The organism is Arthrobacter sp. TJ-58 (assembly GCF_058269295.1).
Window position 1 is genome coordinate 1,024,603 of the sequence record NZ_JBZCNM010000001.1, and the last position, 14,270, is coordinate 1,038,872.

The 14,270-nt window shown below is 64.4% G+C and carries 16 protein-coding genes; 8 read left to right on the forward strand and 8 right to left on the reverse strand.

From position 1 onward, the window contains the following. Nucleotides 1-28: 28 nt before the first annotated feature. A complete protein-coding gene (locus AC4D2W_RS04660; RefSeq protein ID WP_490925721.1) occupies nucleotides 29-1,726 on the reverse strand; it encodes an MDR family MFS transporter in 1,698 nt (565 codons plus the stop codon). A 265-nt stretch (nucleotides 1,727-1,991) separates the two neighbouring features. Between AC4D2W_RS04660 and AC4D2W_RS04665 the strand changes: the two genes are divergently transcribed. Then, nucleotides 1,992-3,032, forward strand: a complete 1,041-nt coding sequence (locus AC4D2W_RS04665) for a DUF2776 family protein (RefSeq protein WP_490925722.1) — start codon at nucleotides 1,992-1,994, stop codon at nucleotides 3,030-3,032. On the opposite strand, the gene AC4D2W_RS04670 is transcribed toward AC4D2W_RS04665, so the two are convergent. From AC4D2W_RS04670 to AC4D2W_RS04680, 3 genes are all read right to left on the reverse strand, one after another. Then, complete coding sequence (locus tag AC4D2W_RS04670) at nucleotides 3,033-3,641, reverse strand: DUF2087 domain-containing protein (protein ID WP_490925723.1); 609 nt, start codon at nucleotides 3,639-3,641, stop codon at nucleotides 3,033-3,035. It abuts the gene before it with no gap. 128 nt (nucleotides 3,642-3,769) lie between these two features. After that, nucleotides 3,770-4,111, reverse strand: a complete 342-nt coding sequence (locus AC4D2W_RS04675; protein WP_490925724.1) for a chorismate mutase — start codon at nucleotides 4,109-4,111, stop codon at nucleotides 3,770-3,772. Nucleotides 4,112-4,120: 9 nt separating this feature from the next. After that, on the reverse strand, nucleotides 4,121-6,364 hold the full coding sequence (locus AC4D2W_RS04680) for an MMPL family transporter (protein ID WP_490925725.1): 2,244 nt from the start codon (nucleotides 6,362-6,364) through the stop codon (nucleotides 4,121-4,123). Between the two features lie 127 nt (nucleotides 6,365-6,491). Between AC4D2W_RS04680 and AC4D2W_RS04685 the strand changes: the two genes are divergently transcribed. Further along, on the forward strand, nucleotides 6,492-6,992 hold the full coding sequence (locus AC4D2W_RS04685) for a VOC family protein (protein WP_490925726.1): 501 nt from the start codon (nucleotides 6,492-6,494) through the stop codon (nucleotides 6,990-6,992). Between the two features lie 48 nt (nucleotides 6,993-7,040). On the opposite strand, the gene AC4D2W_RS04690 is transcribed toward AC4D2W_RS04685, so the two are convergent. After that, on the reverse strand, nucleotides 7,041-7,841 hold the full coding sequence (locus AC4D2W_RS04690; protein WP_490925727.1) for an SOS response-associated peptidase: 801 nt from the start codon (nucleotides 7,839-7,841) through the stop codon (nucleotides 7,041-7,043). Between the two features lie 97 nt (nucleotides 7,842-7,938). Here AC4D2W_RS04690 and AC4D2W_RS04695 point away from each other — a divergent pair, with 97 nt between their 5' ends. The 3 genes from AC4D2W_RS04695 (at nucleotide 7,939) to AC4D2W_RS04705 (ending at nucleotide 10,107) form a co-directional block, all read left to right on the forward strand. Next, on the forward strand, nucleotides 7,939-8,211 hold the full coding sequence (locus AC4D2W_RS04695) for a mycoredoxin (protein ID WP_490925728.1): 273 nt from the start codon (nucleotides 7,939-7,941) through the stop codon (nucleotides 8,209-8,211). Nucleotides 8,212-8,373: 162 nt separating this feature from the next. Beyond that, nucleotides 8,374-9,459 carry an S-(hydroxymethyl)mycothiol dehydrogenase gene (locus tag AC4D2W_RS04700; RefSeq protein ID WP_490925729.1) on the forward strand — a complete coding sequence of 362 codons (1,086 nt, stop codon included), beginning with the start codon at nucleotides 8,374-8,376 and terminating at the stop codon, nucleotides 9,457-9,459. Next, nucleotides 9,460-10,107 (forward strand): MBL fold metallo-hydrolase, encoded by a 648-nt coding sequence (locus AC4D2W_RS04705; RefSeq protein WP_490925730.1) that lies wholly within the window; start codon nucleotides 9,460-9,462, stop codon nucleotides 10,105-10,107. A 165-nt stretch (nucleotides 10,108-10,272) separates the two neighbouring features. Here the strand turns inward: AC4D2W_RS04705 and AC4D2W_RS04710 are convergent, their stop codons facing one another. Next, nucleotides 10,273-10,692, reverse strand: a complete 420-nt coding sequence (locus AC4D2W_RS04710; RefSeq protein WP_490925731.1) for a hypothetical protein — start codon at nucleotides 10,690-10,692, stop codon at nucleotides 10,273-10,275. Between the two features lie 89 nt (nucleotides 10,693-10,781). Between AC4D2W_RS04710 and AC4D2W_RS04715 the strand changes: the two genes are divergently transcribed. Beyond that, nucleotides 10,782-11,255, forward strand: coding sequence for a GNAT family N-acetyltransferase (locus AC4D2W_RS04715; protein WP_490925732.1), 474 nt, complete (start codon nucleotides 10,782-10,784; stop codon nucleotides 11,253-11,255). A 510-nt stretch (nucleotides 11,256-11,765) separates the two neighbouring features. On the opposite strand, the gene AC4D2W_RS04720 is transcribed toward AC4D2W_RS04715, so the two are convergent. Next, nucleotides 11,766-12,035 carry a hypothetical protein gene (locus AC4D2W_RS04720; protein ID WP_490925733.1) on the reverse strand — a complete coding sequence of 90 codons (270 nt, stop codon included), beginning with the start codon at nucleotides 12,033-12,035 and terminating at the stop codon, nucleotides 11,766-11,768. A 288-nt stretch (nucleotides 12,036-12,323) separates the two neighbouring features. Between AC4D2W_RS04720 and AC4D2W_RS04725 the strand changes: the two genes are divergently transcribed. Further along, the gene (locus AC4D2W_RS04725; RefSeq protein WP_490925734.1) at nucleotides 12,324-12,821 is read left to right on the forward strand and encodes an immunity protein CdiI family protein; all 498 of its coding nucleotides are present in this window, start codon (nucleotides 12,324-12,326) and stop codon (nucleotides 12,819-12,821) included. Nucleotides 12,822-12,838: 17 nt separating this feature from the next. Here the strand turns inward: AC4D2W_RS04725 and AC4D2W_RS04730 are convergent, their stop codons facing one another. Continuing rightward, nucleotides 12,839-13,858 carry a protein kinase domain-containing protein gene (locus tag AC4D2W_RS04730; protein WP_490925735.1) on the reverse strand — a complete coding sequence of 340 codons (1,020 nt, stop codon included), beginning with the start codon at nucleotides 13,856-13,858 and terminating at the stop codon, nucleotides 12,839-12,841. 208 nt (nucleotides 13,859-14,066) lie between these two features. Between AC4D2W_RS04730 and AC4D2W_RS04735 the strand changes: the two genes are divergently transcribed. Further along, nucleotides 14,067-14,231, forward strand: coding sequence for a hypothetical protein (locus AC4D2W_RS04735; RefSeq protein ID WP_490925736.1), 165 nt, complete (start codon nucleotides 14,067-14,069; stop codon nucleotides 14,229-14,231). Nucleotides 14,232-14,270 lie beyond the last annotated feature (39 nt).

Below are 14,270 nucleotides of genomic sequence, written 5' to 3' on the forward strand. Positions count from 1 at the left end.
GAATTACTTCTCCTCGCTGGAGTGCGTTCTACTCTGTCGCCGCCTCCACTCGGGAGGTTTTGGACAGCGGTTGCTGCACGATGAAGAGCGTGAGAACGAACGCCACAGCCAGGATGGGCACTCCCAGCAGGAAGATGGGCGGCAGTGCCTCACCGAAAGCAGACTTAATGAAGTCCTGCGCGCCGGGCGGCAGGGATTTGATCATTTCGGGACTGATCGAGTTGGCCCCGCCGGACGCAGGGTCTCCTGCTCCGGCGGGCGCCGAGTCCAACCGGTCATTGAGCCGGTGGATGAACAGCGAACCAAACACGGCAATACCCAGCGAGGCGCCAAGCTGCCGGAAATAGTTGGCTGTCGACACCCCGGTACCCATGTCATTGGGCGGGACGCTGTTCTGCACGATCAACACCACGTTCTGCAGCAGCGCCCCAATGCCCAGTCCCAGCACGAGCATGCCAAGGGCAGTGAATGAATACGGGGTCGTACTGGAAATCCGCGATAGCAGGATCAGCCCAAGAATCATGACTGCCGAGCCCAGGATGGGATAGATCTTGTATTTGCCGGTGCGGGAGATCAGCTGGCCGGTTCCTATGGAGCTGATCAGCATGCCGGCCACCATGGGCAGCATCATCAGCCCGGACATGGTGGGAGACGCCCCGTTGACAATCTGCAGGAAGGTGGGCAGATAGCCGATGGAGCCGAACATTGCCAGTCCTACGGCCAGGCCCACCAACGTGCAGATCAGGAAATTCCGGATGGAAAACAACCGCAGCGGCAGCAGCGGTTCCTTTGCCCGCAGTTCCACGGGGATGAACACCGCAATGGCTGCGACTGCCACGGCAGCCAGCGTCAGGATGGTCGGAGATGTCCAGGCGTAGTTGTTGCCGCCCCAGCTTGTCAGCAGCACCAGGGCGGCGGTGCCGATGGCGAGCAGTCCGGCCCCGGCATAGTCCAGCCGGACACCCGTTGCGCTGTTCCGAGGCAGGTGGAGGGCTCCGATGATGAGAGCCAGGGCAATGATGCCGATGGGCAGGTTGATGTAGAACACCCACCGCCAGGACCATGTATCCGTGAGGTACCCGCCGAGCAGCGGGCCGCCGACCGAGGCGATGCCGTAGGCAGCTCCGATCAGGCCCATGTATTTACCGCGGTCCCGGGCGGAAACTATGTCACCGATGATGGCCTGCGCGCCGATCATGAGCCCGCCGCCGCCAACCCCCTGGATGGCCCGATAGGTGATCAGTTCGGCCATGCTGTGCGACTGACCGGAGAGTGCGGAACCGGCAAGGAACACCACAATGGCGAAGATAAAGAAATTCTTGCGTCCAAACAGGTCACCGAGCTTGCCGTACATGGGCAGCCCGATGGTGGAGGTCAGCAGATATGCGGTGATCACCCAGGACAGGTGATCCAGCCCGTGCAGGTCCCCCACGATGGTGGGCAGGGCGGTGGAAACGATGGTCTGGTCCAGGGCTGCAACGAGCACCGAGAGTATGAGGCCGGTGAAAATGACGGCGACGCGCCGGTTGGAATGTTCCGGTGCCGGCTGCCGGCCCGAGGGGAGGTCCGGAGCGGAGGCAACCGTTGCCGCTGCACCCGGCTGCACCGGAGCCGCACTGGATCGGGCCGCCAGCGACACGGTGTTGACAGGGGCACCCATGGCCCCTGCCATGGCGGCTGCAGGATGGGTTGCATGTGTTCCTCGGGCGGTGAACTTGGCGGCCATTGACGCTCCTTGGGAGCTCGTCTTGAATAGTGCCGGACCAGACAGCACTTTCCATTCGACGCCCCGCCCGCGGCCGAGTCAACGGCCCGCGGTCACCTCCGGGCTGCCCAACAGGTTCTGCTCAGGCAGGGAAGCTCCTCCTGCCCGCCGTCTGCGGGCCTCCGGCATTGTTCCCCGGGTGAGACGGGCACAAACTGGGCACTAAACGCGGACCGACTCTGATGTCGAAGCCGCACGGGATCCACGACGTCTCTCGGGGTGGGCCATGAACCAGACAATCAGTGTCATTTTTCGCGCCATACCGCTGTTGATGGGAGCTGTCTGCCTGTCGTACGGCCTCTACATCCTGGCCGGGCCGGACGATGCCAATCATTTTGTGGCCGGACACGTCAACGTTGGGCTGACCGCCATCTGTTATGCCCTGTTCACTACGGCGGCCACCATCATCAGGCAGCTCATCAGCCGCTACGGGCGCGTGTGGGGGATCATCCTGCCGCTCTCCGGCTACGCGGCTGCTGCAGCCGCCATCATCTGGGGCATCGTCCTGGCCAACCGGGACAACACCGCGGAGAACCTCACGGCAGGTTTCGTTGTGATCGGCGTCGGCCTCGTCGCCGCGTGTGTCAGCACCGTCGCGGCCGCGTCCACAAAATTCACGCTGATCCAGTCAGCCCAGCTGCTCGAGCCCCTGGGCGGCCCGCCGGAAGGTGCCCACTCCCGCACCGCCGGGCTCATGCTGGTCGCAGTTCCGGTGATGGCCGCCGTCGTCGGCTTCTCCCTCGCGGCCGGGCTGTTGATGCGTTCAGACACTCCCGGATTCATTGCCGGCCATGTCATGACCGGCCTGTCGGTGATCTGCACGGCCCTGATCGCTCTGGTCGCGAGCATCGTTCGCCAGATACGCAACGCATTCAGCGACAGCGAGCGTTTCGCCTGGGCGTGGCTCGTCGCTGCCGCGGGCACCGTCAACCTGGTGCTGGGACTATTCGTGCTGTTCAGCTCAGACGAGTCCTATCGGCTAGCCCCCGGATGTGTGCTGATCGGCCTCGGACTGATCTGCTTCAGCATCCTGTCGAAAGTGCTGTTGCTCGCCCTCGTGTGGCGCCGGACGTTTGCCCTGGCCAACCGCATCCCGCTCATGCCCATCGGAACAGCGCTCACTTGTCTGTTCTTCGCCGCGTTCCTCTTTGAAGCCGCAGGCACGGAGCCGGCGTTCTTCGTCGGCGCTCACGTGCTGGTTGGACTCGGGGCCATCTGCTTTACGCTCTTTTCAATCGTGTCGATCCTCGAAGAGGGAACGTCGTAGCTACGCGAATTCCATTCCGTCCGCAGGACGCGGAGACGTCAGCCAGTACCGGGACCCATCGGTGCTGCGGGCTACGATTCCTTCATCCACCAGATAGCGCCGAACGGCTGCCGGGTCCGTGGAATAGCTGCCGAGGCGGCCGGTAATCTCGCGCTCGGTCAGCACCGGCACCTCTCCGGCAGGTGCCGGGACCGTTTCAAAAACGTGCCCGGCTACGTAGTGGAGCAGTTCCAGGCGGTCGGCGGAGCGCCGGGGGTAGGCCGAGATTTTCCCGTTGACCAGGAACCTCTGTGCCGACGTATCCGGCGGCTGCTTACCGCTGGCCAGCAGGCGGGCAAAAACACCGCTGACCGGCTGGACATCGCATACCCCCGAGGAGACCAGTCCGGCCTTTTGCAGGGCAGCCAGCGATTTGCGTTCCTTGGGCTCCATGTTCTGCCCGTCCAGGGGCGTTCCGCGCTCCGCCGCCGTGATGATGCGGGCGTAGAGCCGCAGCCTGCGCTCATCTGCGAGCGCAGCAGCGACGGCCCGCCACTGCTCCGATGCCGCTTGTTCCGATGCCGCTTGTTCCGGCGCAGTCATATCAGGTGCCGGCTGCTCCTGGTCCATTCCTGCCTCTTCCCCCTGAGTGCGTACTGTTCCGGTGCGCGCACCGCTGACGTGTGAGTACCGTACCCCACGCCCGCGGCCTTCCACCCGATAGCCGCGAAATTGCCCGGGGAACCGGAGATGGTCCGCTAGCTGCGCGAAAAGGCGTCCAGCTTGGCCTGGGCCTCGGCCTCATGCCGCACCTTCAGCTCATAGTCGATGAAGGCGTCAATCATCGCGCGGTACGTTGCTTCCACCACGGTGGGGTCCCCGTCCTGGGCCTCTGCAGTGGCGCGGACATGTTCAAGGACCTCCTCGACACGCGCGGGAGCCTTCACCTCGGCGTCGTTGTCCTTCAGCGGACCGGCGAGGCGGACCAGCCGCTCCCGGCGCCAGATCAGCGCCACGATCTCTTCATCGATTTCGTCAATGGCGGTGCGGACATCGTCCAGCTGACAGGAGATGGATCGGTGATGATCAGAGGTTTCCATGACTTTAGACTAGCCGTCCGCAGATCCCGCGTTGCTCCGCGAGAGCTTCGAAGGCCACCAGATCCTGCGGCCGATGTCATAAGACAGGGCCGGCACCAGCAGCGAGCGCACCACCAAGGTGTCCAGGAGGACGCCGAAGGCAACAATAAAGGCCAGCTGCGCCAGGAAGAGCACCGGGATGACACCCAGGGCGGCGAAGGTTGCCGCCAGCACAATGCCGGCGCTGGTAATGACGCTGCCGGTGATCATCAGCCCGCGGACCACTCCCTCGCGGGTGCCGTGCCGGATGCTTTCCTCCCGGACGCGGGTCATCAGGAAGATGTTGTAGTCCACGCCCAGGGCCACCAGGAAGATAAAACCGAACAGCGGAACGGCCGGGTCCGCGCCCGGGAAGCGGAAAACATGGTTGAAGACCAGGGCGGAAACGCCCATGGTGGCCCCGAAGGACAGCAGCACCGTCAGGATCAGCAGGAACGGGGCCAGCAGCGCGCGCAGCAGCAGCATCAGCAGGAACAGGATCACCACCAGAACCACCGGAATGATCAGGTCCCGGTCGTGGGCGGCCGCAGCGTTGGTGTCGATGGTCGTGGCCGTTACCCCGCCGATCAGCACATCCCCGATCCCGGCCACCTTCTCCCGCATGGTGGAGACCGTCTGCTCCGCGGCGTCGGACTCCGCAGCCTCCTTGAGCGTGGCTTCCAGCAGGACCTTTCCGTCCACTACCTTCGGCGCGCCTGAGGTCCCGGGGACAGGAGAGGACTGCACGCCGTCGGCCGTCACCGGCAGCTCCCCGGCCGGTGTGCCGGTGGCGTCCACGGCCAGGGCATCCACGCCGGGCACGGCCAGCACTGCGCGGGCGACGGCGTCGATCTCGCCTTCCGGGGCGACAATCAGTGCCGGGCTGCCGGAACCGGAGGGGAAATGCTCGCCCAGGACCTGCTGGCCTTCCTTGGTGGCGGTCTGCCCCAGCACAAAGTCGCTCTGCGGCACTCCGGAGGCCCGCAGCTGCAGCAGGCCTGTTGCCGCAACCAGGAGCACCAGTGTGGGAATCACCCAGGTGCGGCGCGGATGCGCCTTGACGGTCCGGGCCACGCGGGGCCAGAACCCCTTGGGGGAGTTCCCGTCCCGGTCCGGATGCTCGGACCCGAACGCCGGCCGGCGCGGCCAGAAGGCCGCCCTCCCGAAGAGGAAGAGCAGCGCCGGGAGCAGGGTCATTGCGGCCAGAAAAGCGAATCCGATGCCGATCGCCGCCACCGGACCCAGGGCCTTATTGGAATTGAGGTCGCTGAGCAGCAGGCAGAGCAGCCCGGCGGTCACCGTGGCAGCCGAAGCCAGGACCGGTTCAAAGGTTCCCTTCAGCGCCGCCCAGGTGGCATCCCACCGTCCCTCGTGGTCCCGCAGCGACTCCCGGTACCGGGAAACATAGAGCAGCGAGTAGTCCGTTGCAGCGCCGATGCCCAGGATGAACAGGATGCCCTGGACCTGGCCGTTCAGGGTCAGCGTTCCGGTCTTGGCCAGGTAGTAAACCACCAGAATGGCGGCGGACAGGGCGAAGATCGAGGTCAGCAGGACCAGGAACGGCAGCAGGGGTGACCGGTAGACCACCACCAGGATCACCAGCACCGCCAGTGCCGCCACCAGGACCAGCGAGGTGTCGATGCCGCCGAACGCTTCGGTGATGTCCGCCAGCTGCCCGGCCGGTCCGGTGACGTAGCTGTCCAGCCCCTGGGGGATCCCGTCCCGCACCTCGTTGCCCAGATCTTCCACGGTGGCCGTGGCGCTGTCATTGTCCTGCACCGGCACAAAGATCTCCGCGGCCTTGCCGTCGGTGGAGAACTGAGGCGGGGAAACCTCGCCCGCAACGCCGCTGACCTTCGACAACTCGGACGCCCGGCCGGTGACGAAGGTCCGGTCCGCCTCGGTCAGGCCGTCATTGTTCACGTAGACGACGACGGCGGGGATCGCGTCGCTGTCCGTGAATTTTTGCTGCAGGTCGGCCACCTGTGTGGACGCCGAGCTGGCGGGAAGATACGAGGTCTGGTTGTTGTCCGCCACTTCACTGATCTTGCCGAAGTACGGTCCGCCAATGCCGCCCACACCGAACCAGACGATGATCAGCACCACCGGAATCAGGAAGCGGGCCCAGCCGCTGCGCCCGCCGGGCCTGCCGGCGGCGGGGCTCTGCCCTGATTCGGTGCTGGCGGCCCGGTGACTTCCGTCCGGGTTACGGGGTGCTGGAACATTCCGGGGCATAGGTCTATGACAGCCCCGCCCGGGAGCACGGTCAACGGTCCAGCCGCGTCCATGCTGTTTCGCCGGCGAGTTCAACCGCATCAGAACGCGTCGAAGAGGGGTTTACCCGCCCCGCAGTGGCAGGATCATGACTGTGAAACCTTCTCTATCCGTAATCACCGCAGGCGTGCGGGATCTCGAGGTAACTTACGCGTTCTATTCCTCCCGGCTTGGCTGGGAAGCCGTTCAGCACGTCCCGGAAGAAGTGATCTTCTACCAGGTGGGTCCGGGCCTGCTGCTGGCCTTCTTCCGGCGCGATCATCTGGCGGCCGAAGCCGGCGCCATGGGTGAGGCCGCAGCTGCTCCCATAACCCTGGGCCACAACGTGGGCTCAGCGGCTGAAGTGGAGGCCGTGCTGGCGGAAGCAGCCTCAGCGGGAGGGTCAGTTACGGCGCCGGGAACCCAGATGAGCTGGGGCGGCTACTCCGGGTACTTCACCGATCCGGACGGTTACCGCTGGGAGGTCTGCCACAACCCGGGACTGTCCATGGACGCGAACGGCAACGTCACCCTTGAGGTCATTGAGCCCATCGCATCTGACCCGGCCCAGGCCGCACTCACCGAGCTGTCCTCCCGGAACAGCGGCTAAAACAGCGGGCAAAAACAGTGCACTGGAACAGGACGCAAAAACAGTGCGCTAAAACAGTGCGGGCTCAGAATCCGGTTCAGCGGCGGGGGCTGCCAGCAGTTCCGGACCGTCGTTGCGGACATTGCCCACGGCAGGATCCACTGCCGCAAGAGTCCACTGAGCCGCTGCGGTGCGGGCTTCGCCGACCGCCCGGTGCACCAGCTCCCCGGCGTTGCGTGCTGCGGGGTCCAGCCACGCGTCCATCCCCTGGCGTGTGAGCGGCACCGGCATCCGGTGGTGCAGCTCCCCCAGTTCCGCCAGCACCTCCGGCTGTCCGGCATTGCGGATTTCCTCCGGGTCCGGCGCTGCCGCGGTCAGGATCGACGTCGAGAGCAGCCAGCTGCCCGGCTCCCCCGGCGCTTTCGCCGGGTCCCGCCACCACTCATAGAGGCCGGCGAAAAACGTCAGGGCCCCGTCGGCGCGGTGGACATAGAAGGGCTGCTTGGTTTTTCCCGGCCCGGATTTCCACTCGTAGTATCCCTGCACCGGCACTGCGCAGCGCCGGGAGAACACTGCGTCGCGGAAGGTCGGCTTCTCCAGCACCGTTTCGCTGCGCGCGTTGAAGGCCCGGACCCCCACCGACTCATCTGCTGCCCATCCCGGCACAAGTCCCCAGCGGGCCACATGAATTTCCCGCACCGGACCCCGGCCTGCCGCAGGCCCGCCGACGTAGCGTTCCAGCACCACCGGCACGTCCGACGTCGGCGCCACGTTCCAGGACTGCCGCAGCTCGAGATTAGCGTCTGCTTCCGCCTCGGCCTCCGCGACCAGGTCCGCCGTCGTCCTGGCCATCACGTAACGTCCGCACATGCTTCCAGTTTGCCAGTCCGCCGACCGGGGAATTGAACCGGCAGCCCGGCGGTTGTACCCGGCAGTCCCTGTTTCCCGTACGCAGAAGGAGCCTTCCATGGCCGCCACAGCAGAAACTTTCACCCCCGACGCCGGTTCCATCACCATGTTCTCCACCTCCTGGTGCGGCTACTGCCGCCGCCTGAAGTCCCAGCTGGAGGCCGCCGGCATCGGCTACAACGAGGTCAACATCGAAAACGTGGAGGGCACCGCAGAGCTGGTGGCCGAGATCAACGGCGGAAACCAGACCGTGCCCACCGTCATTTTCCCGGACGGCTCGTCGGCCACGAACCCGTCCGCAGCCGAGGTCAAGGCCCGCCTGGGCCTCTAGCCGCCCGGGCCTTGCCGCTTCCCGATCATGGGCAAACCCCCTGGGCCTCCAGGCTCAGCCCACGTCAACTTCGCGCGAATCCGTCCCGCTTCATAGGATGGAAGGCGGGATGCCGGATATCGGTGTCCCGCCCGGACACCCCCGAGAGGCAGCACAACGCATATGGTTCACAAGGTTCAGGCAGTAGTCGTCAAGGAAAAGAACGCCCCGGTCTCGCTGGAGACCATCCTGGTTCCGGATCCCGGTCCCGGAGAAGCACTGGTGGACATCCTTACCTGCGGTGTCTGCCACACGGACCTGCACTACAAGCAGGGTGCCATCAATGATGACTATCCCTTCCTGCTCGGCCACGAAGCGACCGGCGTGGTTTCCGCCGTCGGCCCCGACGTCACCGAAGTTGCCCCCGGCGACCGCGTGGTCCTGAACTGGCGCGCCGTCTGCGGCGAGTGCCGTGCGTGCCGCAAGGGCCAGCCGCAGTACTGCTTCAACACTGCCAACGCCACGCAGAAGATGACCCTGGAGGACGGCACCGAGCTGACCGCAGCCCTGGGCATCGGAGCTTTCGCTGAGAAGACCCTCGTGGCCGCCGGCCAGTGCACCAAGGTGGACGACGACGTCGACGCCGCCGCAGTGGGCCTGCTCGGCTGCGGCGTGATGGCCGGCATCGGTGCCGCCATCAACACCGGCGAGGTCCAGCGCGGCGAATCCGTAGCCGTCATCGGCTGCGGCGGCGTGGGCATTGCCGCTGTTGCCGGCGCGCAGCTGGCCGGAGCCACCACCATCATCGCCGTGGACATTGACGCGAAGAAGCTGGAACTGGCGAAGGCACAGGGCGCCACCCACGTCATCAACTCCAAGGAAGAAGATCCGGTCGAGGCCATCCGTGCCCTCACCGAAGGCAACGGCGCAGACGTGGTGATTGACGCCGTCGGCCGCCCCGAAACCTACAAGCAGGCCTTCTACGCGCGTGACCTTGCCGGCCGCGTGGTCCTGGTGGGCGTGCCCAACCCGGAGATGAAGATCGAACTGCCGCTGGCCGATGTCTTTGGCCGCGGCGGCTCGCTGAAATCCTCCTGGTACGGCGACTGCCTGCCGTCGCGTGACTTCCCGATGCTGGTGGAACAGTACAAGCTGGGCCGCCTGGACCTGGATGCCTTCGTGTCCGAGCGCATCGGCCTGGGCGACATTGAAGAAGCCTTCACCAAAATGCATGACGGTTTAGTCCTGCGCTCCGTGGTGGTCCTCTAAATGGCCGTGAACATCGACAACGTCATCACCTCCGGCACGTTCTCCCTGGACGGCGGCACCTGGGAGGTGGACAACAACGTGTGGATCGTCGGTGACGACTCGCAGGTGATCATTATTGATCCCGCGCACGACGTCGACTCCGTGGCTGCCGCTGTCGGTGACCGGGAAGTCATGGCCATCCTGCTCACGCACGGCCACGACGACCACATCCGCGCCGTGGGCGAAGCCCGGGAACGCTTCAGCGCCCCGGTGTTCCTGCACGCCGCGGACCGGATGCTCTGGGATGCGGTGTTCCCGGAGGAAACGCCCGACGACGAAATCCAGGACGGCGACATCTACGAGGTGGCCGGGATTACGCTGCAGGCCCTGCACACCCCCGGCCACTCCCCCGGATCAGTGTCCTTCCTGCTGGCCGCCGGCGCGCCCGGCGACGGTTCCCCGGTGGTCTTCAGCGGGGACACGCTCTTTCACGGCGGTCCCGGCGCCACCGGCCGGTCCTACAGTGACTTCCCCACCATCATCAAGTCCATCCGGGAACGGCTGCTGACGCTGCCGTCGGAGACCAGGGTGCTGACCGGCCACGGTGACGCCACCACAGTCGGTGCCGAGGCGCCGCAGCTGGAGGAATGGATCGCCCGGGGCCACTGATCCGCTGCCCTGCGCTGCCGGTTCCTACAGGAGCAGGTACTGGCCGCTGTGGGCGGGCGAGCCTGGCACCAGCAGAAATGAAAGCAGTGCCGAGGCGGATCAGGGCGCGGGAGGTGAATCCCGCATGCGCGGAGACGGGCTGGGAGTACCCGAGGACTGTGGAACTCATGCGGGCTCCTGTAGGTCGATGACTGGAAATGCATTGAAGTGCACCTGAACGGGGCGTGCCCCGGGTGTTCCCGGATCCTTCCGGTAGGTCTCGAGTTTCTCGCGCAGGACCGCTTCCATCTCGAGGGTGAGCGCCTTGAGCTGGTCAGCGGTGAAGTAGGCATTGAGCGTGCTGATCGTCGCAGCCTGGGACCACTCCTCCGGCAGCGCCGTTGCGCCGCTCGCCATGAAGGCAGCCAGTGACTCCGCGCGTCCGCGCTCAAAGTAGCTGCTAACCTGCCGGGCCGCTTCCCGCACAGCTGGGTCCTGTTCCGCGCCGGGCGTGCTGATACTCAGTGCGCCCGGCGTGCGTTCCCACCACCGCTCGCGTACCGAACCGCGGTCCGGAACTTCACGGACAAGACCGTGCCGGGCCAACTGCCGCAGGTGGTAGCTCGTTGCGCCGCTGGATTCCCCGAGCCGTTTGCCGATGCTGCTTCGGCCTTAGCTGTGAGATGCTCAGTTCCATGACCGCGCCAACACGCCTTCGGCCCGCCGACGTAACTGATTTGCCCTTCATCTTCCGCAAGGAGCTCGAGTACATGGAGACCGTCGAGCCGGATGCGCACCAGGGGTGGCTGGCGGCCCTGGACCTGAACCTTGAGTTCTGGATAGATTCCCTTCCCCGGACGCTGTTCTGTGTCGACGACGACGGGCGGCAGCTCGGGTATGCAATGTGGACTCTCGAGGGTGACAGCGCAACCCTGGCCTCGATCCATATCCTTGACAGCCATCGCCGCCGGGGACTCGGGCAGCTTCTGCTGGAGGCATTCGAGCAAAGTGTCCGCCCAACCGGAGCACGCGTTGCGAAGCTCGGTGTTCATCGGAACAATCAAGCCCGCCTGCTCTACGAGGCCGCGGGCTACGAAACCACGGGCCAGGACGGCGACTACGTGCTGTTCAGCAAGGCGCTTGGAGAATGGAGCGGACTGCGCAACTAGCCGCGAGCCCAGTGACAGATGCCGGGAGCTTCATTCGGAGCACCAGAGTACCCCCGGCCGCCTGGCGCGTTTTCGCATAGCTCCTCCGCCATTGCCTTGCCGAAGCTGTAAGCAGGTGGAAAGGCCGCGACGAGGAGCAGCGCAACCGTACACACGGACATCGCCCACGCCCTCCGGTTCGTCTCAGCTCGCCTTAGCAGAACGCCGGTCACAACCGCGGCGAGAACTGCTGCCAGGAAAGGCAACGACGTCATTACTTGGTCCCCGGTGGCACCAGTGCCCCTCGCAAAAGAACCAATGGTGGCCAATGAGAGCACTACCAGGAGCAGTATGGGGAGGAAGGTAAAAAACAGTGTCACCAATACCAGGAAGCCCGGGCCGCCTGACCTGACCGGCTTGTAAAGGTTCGCAGCGCTCCGTTCGGTATTCAACGCAGCTCGTCAATAGCGGCGTTCTGCTGAGTTGCCCGGCACAGCTGCTCATGGCGTTCTTCCGGACGAGCGGGCATCCTTATTTCACCTCAGTGAAACGGGTGCCGAGCGGCTCGGAAAGGGCTGAGAGGTCCATGGGTTCAGGATCTGCGGCACCGATCCCCACCTCGGAGTAATCAACGACAAACCAGTTTTTACCCTCTGCAAAATAGACGGATCCAGCACTGCCCGCAGCGTCAGCCATCACCGTGTAGGCCGCGTCCCGTGCGCCTGATGAGTCAAAGTAAAAGATCTCCACGGTTTGAGTGCACTTCACCGATTCTGCCGGTATTTGTCCGTCCGCGGCCATTACAGCAGTGGGCGAGGGCGGGTCTGCCTGGCAGTCGAGCTGACCGGACACAGCCTGCCGGGCCTCTTCCAAGGAGCTGACGGAGGGCAAACCGTCAGGGGAAGCCTCCCCGACGCTGCAGGCCGAACATGTTCCCATCACCAGCATGAGAAAAGCGGCGGTTACAGCACCTCGTTTCTTTAGCGTCATTGCATTCCCCGTTTGTTTTTGCTGGTCATCATGGCATACCCGGTATCAGCTGAGAAGGACCCAGTCCCCGGGGCTCAGAAGCGGCAGTACGCTCCTGTCATGACAACTCCGGATTGGGGACACCCGCCGACCGTACGCATGTTCCCGGACTACGTCGGGACCGTGCTCTGGTTCGACGGCCCCGTCAGATATGAAGACTCGGGACTGACACAGAAACTCATCAATGCTCTCCGGTCATGGGAAGAGTCCTATTACCATTCCATGATTCATGACGTGGAGTGGGTGTCCGCTGAAGCAGCCCGCCGGTTTACGGTTGAGGGCAACCGGTTGGCCGAGTGGCTGGCGGACGAGCTGGGCCATAGGTACGAGATTGCGTTCCAGTCATACGAAGGGGATGTGCCCCTCCGAGTATTCCGCTCATCCGCGCCTGCCCGGAATGCCAATGCCGTTGCCGCGTTCGACGTCTTAACCGTCGCGCTGCAAAGAGAAGTGGACGATGGCGACCGCGCCCGCACCGCGCTGCTGCGCGGAAAAGAACCAGGATGGTACGCACGCGCTCCGCTGTCAGGCAGCACTTTCAAACCGGAAGGCGGCTGAAGCCCCTCGGGTGAGACCTATGGGCGCCGGTATCGTGTTGCCAGAACATCCTGCATGAGGGCGTCGAACATCCCGGTCATAGAGACAGCGATACCCGCATATTCCGCAATGAGGTCAGCACCGGCTCCAAGTGCGGCTCGAACCGGATGCAAAGCCGGCGTGGTTGCGTCGGCGGCGGCAGCACGCAACAAGTCCAGTCGCTCCAGACCGGAGGTATAGCCAAGTTCAAACAAGGTCCAGTGGAACAGGTGCATCAAGCCCGAATCACGGTCGAAGCCGTCATGGGTGGGCATGGATGCTGCTTCCTCCGCAGTGAGGTCGAACTCGCGGTGGAGGGCCAATCCGAAGTCAGTGAAGAGCAGTCTGCCATCCCGGACGAGGATATTACCCGGGTGAACGTCAAAGTGCTGGAACCCCTGACTGTTCATCCAGGCTGTAGCTTTCAGGAGCTGGTCGACAACTTCAGGAAAGACAGTTGCCCCGGTGCCCTCGGCCAGACTCCTCCGAATCCAGGCCCCCAGTGTCTCGGGCACGTACTCAAGGAATAACACCATGCTTTTGGGGGCGTTCTTCATCGCGGTGAGCTTGCTTTCGACCTGAAGCCAATGGAGTCCCCATCGGCGGGGAACAGCATCGCCGTCGAATTCGCTAAGGTCAGCCTCGCATTTTGAGTCAATGACTCGCCAGCCGAGCAGGAGCGGAAAGAAATCCACGACGCCGAACCGAACCCACTCGGACGTCACCTGATGTGCTGCCAGCTCCCGCCCAACCGCATGGGCAGGGCTTCCTATCCCGTAGTGGGACACGAAGGGAAGCTGGAGCCGGCTCATGGTGGCTGTCGGATCCGCTTCTTCAATGCCTGTCAGTGGCAGCTGCTTCACGAAGACGGTGGTTTCACCAATGCGCAATGTCTTGGTTGTTCCGCCAATGCCGATGCCTGCCTTCCCAGCATTATCAATCAGCATCCGCACACTGGCCTCGTCCAACCCGTCGAGGATGGAAGAGCTTGCTCGAGCTTCATCTACACGGACCGTCATGGCTACACCCTAAGGCTCTCGATATTCGTCTTCTGCCGGCGGGAACGCTGGAACTGCAGGACACACGAGGCAGTCAGCACAAGGTTGGTCTGCTCGGGCAGCATGCGAGCGAGGAACTGCCCATGGGCCTTTGCTGTCCGGCTGGACGTCTCTGGGCCGCTAAGTACGCGGCCATTCCCGAAGCATCGAAACCGATAGAGTGCCCTATATGCCATTGGGGGATGCCGGGCCCGCCGGGAAGCTTCCGCCGCTGCGTCAGGCCGTGGCATTCCTGCTTCCCTGCGCACTGCTCCTGGTCCTGGCACTACTGGATCTGGGCCTATGGGCCGGCGGCTGGCTTCTCGGGCTCCCGGCCTGGGGTCTGCTGGTCTGATTGCATTCTGTGCCCGGGGAATTCACAGGCGTTCCCGGC

What these genes read in the sequence shown, in the direction of transcription:
- AC4D2W_RS04675 (WP_490925724.1), bottom strand. Translation starts at nt 4,111, where the DNA reads ATGGAAACCTCTGATCATCACCGATCCATCTCCTGTCAGCTGGACGAT.
- AC4D2W_RS04720 (WP_490925733.1), bottom strand. Translation starts at nt 12,035, where the DNA reads ATGGCCGCGGACGGACAAATACCGGCAGAATCGGTGAAGTGCACTCAA.
- AC4D2W_RS04700 (WP_490925729.1), top strand. Translation starts at nt 8,374, where the DNA reads ATGGTTCACAAGGTTCAGGCAGTAGTCGTCAAGGAAAAGAACGCCCCG.
- AC4D2W_RS04680 (WP_490925725.1), bottom strand. Translation starts at nt 6,364, where the DNA reads ATGCCCCGGAATGTTCCAGCACCCCGTAACCCGGACGGAAGTCACCGG.
- AC4D2W_RS04725 (WP_490925734.1), top strand. Translation starts at nt 12,324, where the DNA reads ATGACAACTCCGGATTGGGGACACCCGCCGACCGTACGCATGTTCCCG.
- AC4D2W_RS04715 (WP_490925732.1), top strand. Translation starts at nt 10,782, where the DNA reads ATGACCGCGCCAACACGCCTTCGGCCCGCCGACGTAACTGATTTGCCC.
- AC4D2W_RS04730 (WP_490925735.1), bottom strand. Translation starts at nt 13,858, where the DNA reads ATGACGGTCCGTGTAGATGAAGCTCGAGCAAGCTCTTCCATCCTCGAC.
- AC4D2W_RS04660 (WP_490925721.1), bottom strand. Translation starts at nt 1,726, where the DNA reads ATGGCCGCCAAGTTCACCGCCCGAGGAACACATGCAACCCATCCTGCA.
- AC4D2W_RS04670 (WP_490925723.1), bottom strand. Translation starts at nt 3,641, where the DNA reads ATGGACCAGGAGCAGCCGGCACCTGATATGACTGCGCCGGAACAAGCG.
- AC4D2W_RS04735 (WP_490925736.1), top strand. Translation starts at nt 14,067, where the DNA reads ATGCCATTGGGGGATGCCGGGCCCGCCGGGAAGCTTCCGCCGCTGCGT.
- AC4D2W_RS04705 (WP_490925730.1), top strand. Translation starts at nt 9,460, where the DNA reads ATGGCCGTGAACATCGACAACGTCATCACCTCCGGCACGTTCTCCCTG.
- AC4D2W_RS04665 (WP_490925722.1), top strand. Translation starts at nt 1,992, where the DNA reads ATGAACCAGACAATCAGTGTCATTTTTCGCGCCATACCGCTGTTGATG.
- AC4D2W_RS04695 (WP_490925728.1), top strand. Translation starts at nt 7,939, where the DNA reads ATGGCCGCCACAGCAGAAACTTTCACCCCCGACGCCGGTTCCATCACC.
- AC4D2W_RS04690 (WP_490925727.1), bottom strand. Translation starts at nt 7,841, where the DNA reads ATGTGCGGACGTTACGTGATGGCCAGGACGACGGCGGACCTGGTCGCG.
- AC4D2W_RS04685 (WP_490925726.1), top strand. Translation starts at nt 6,492, where the DNA reads ATGACTGTGAAACCTTCTCTATCCGTAATCACCGCAGGCGTGCGGGAT.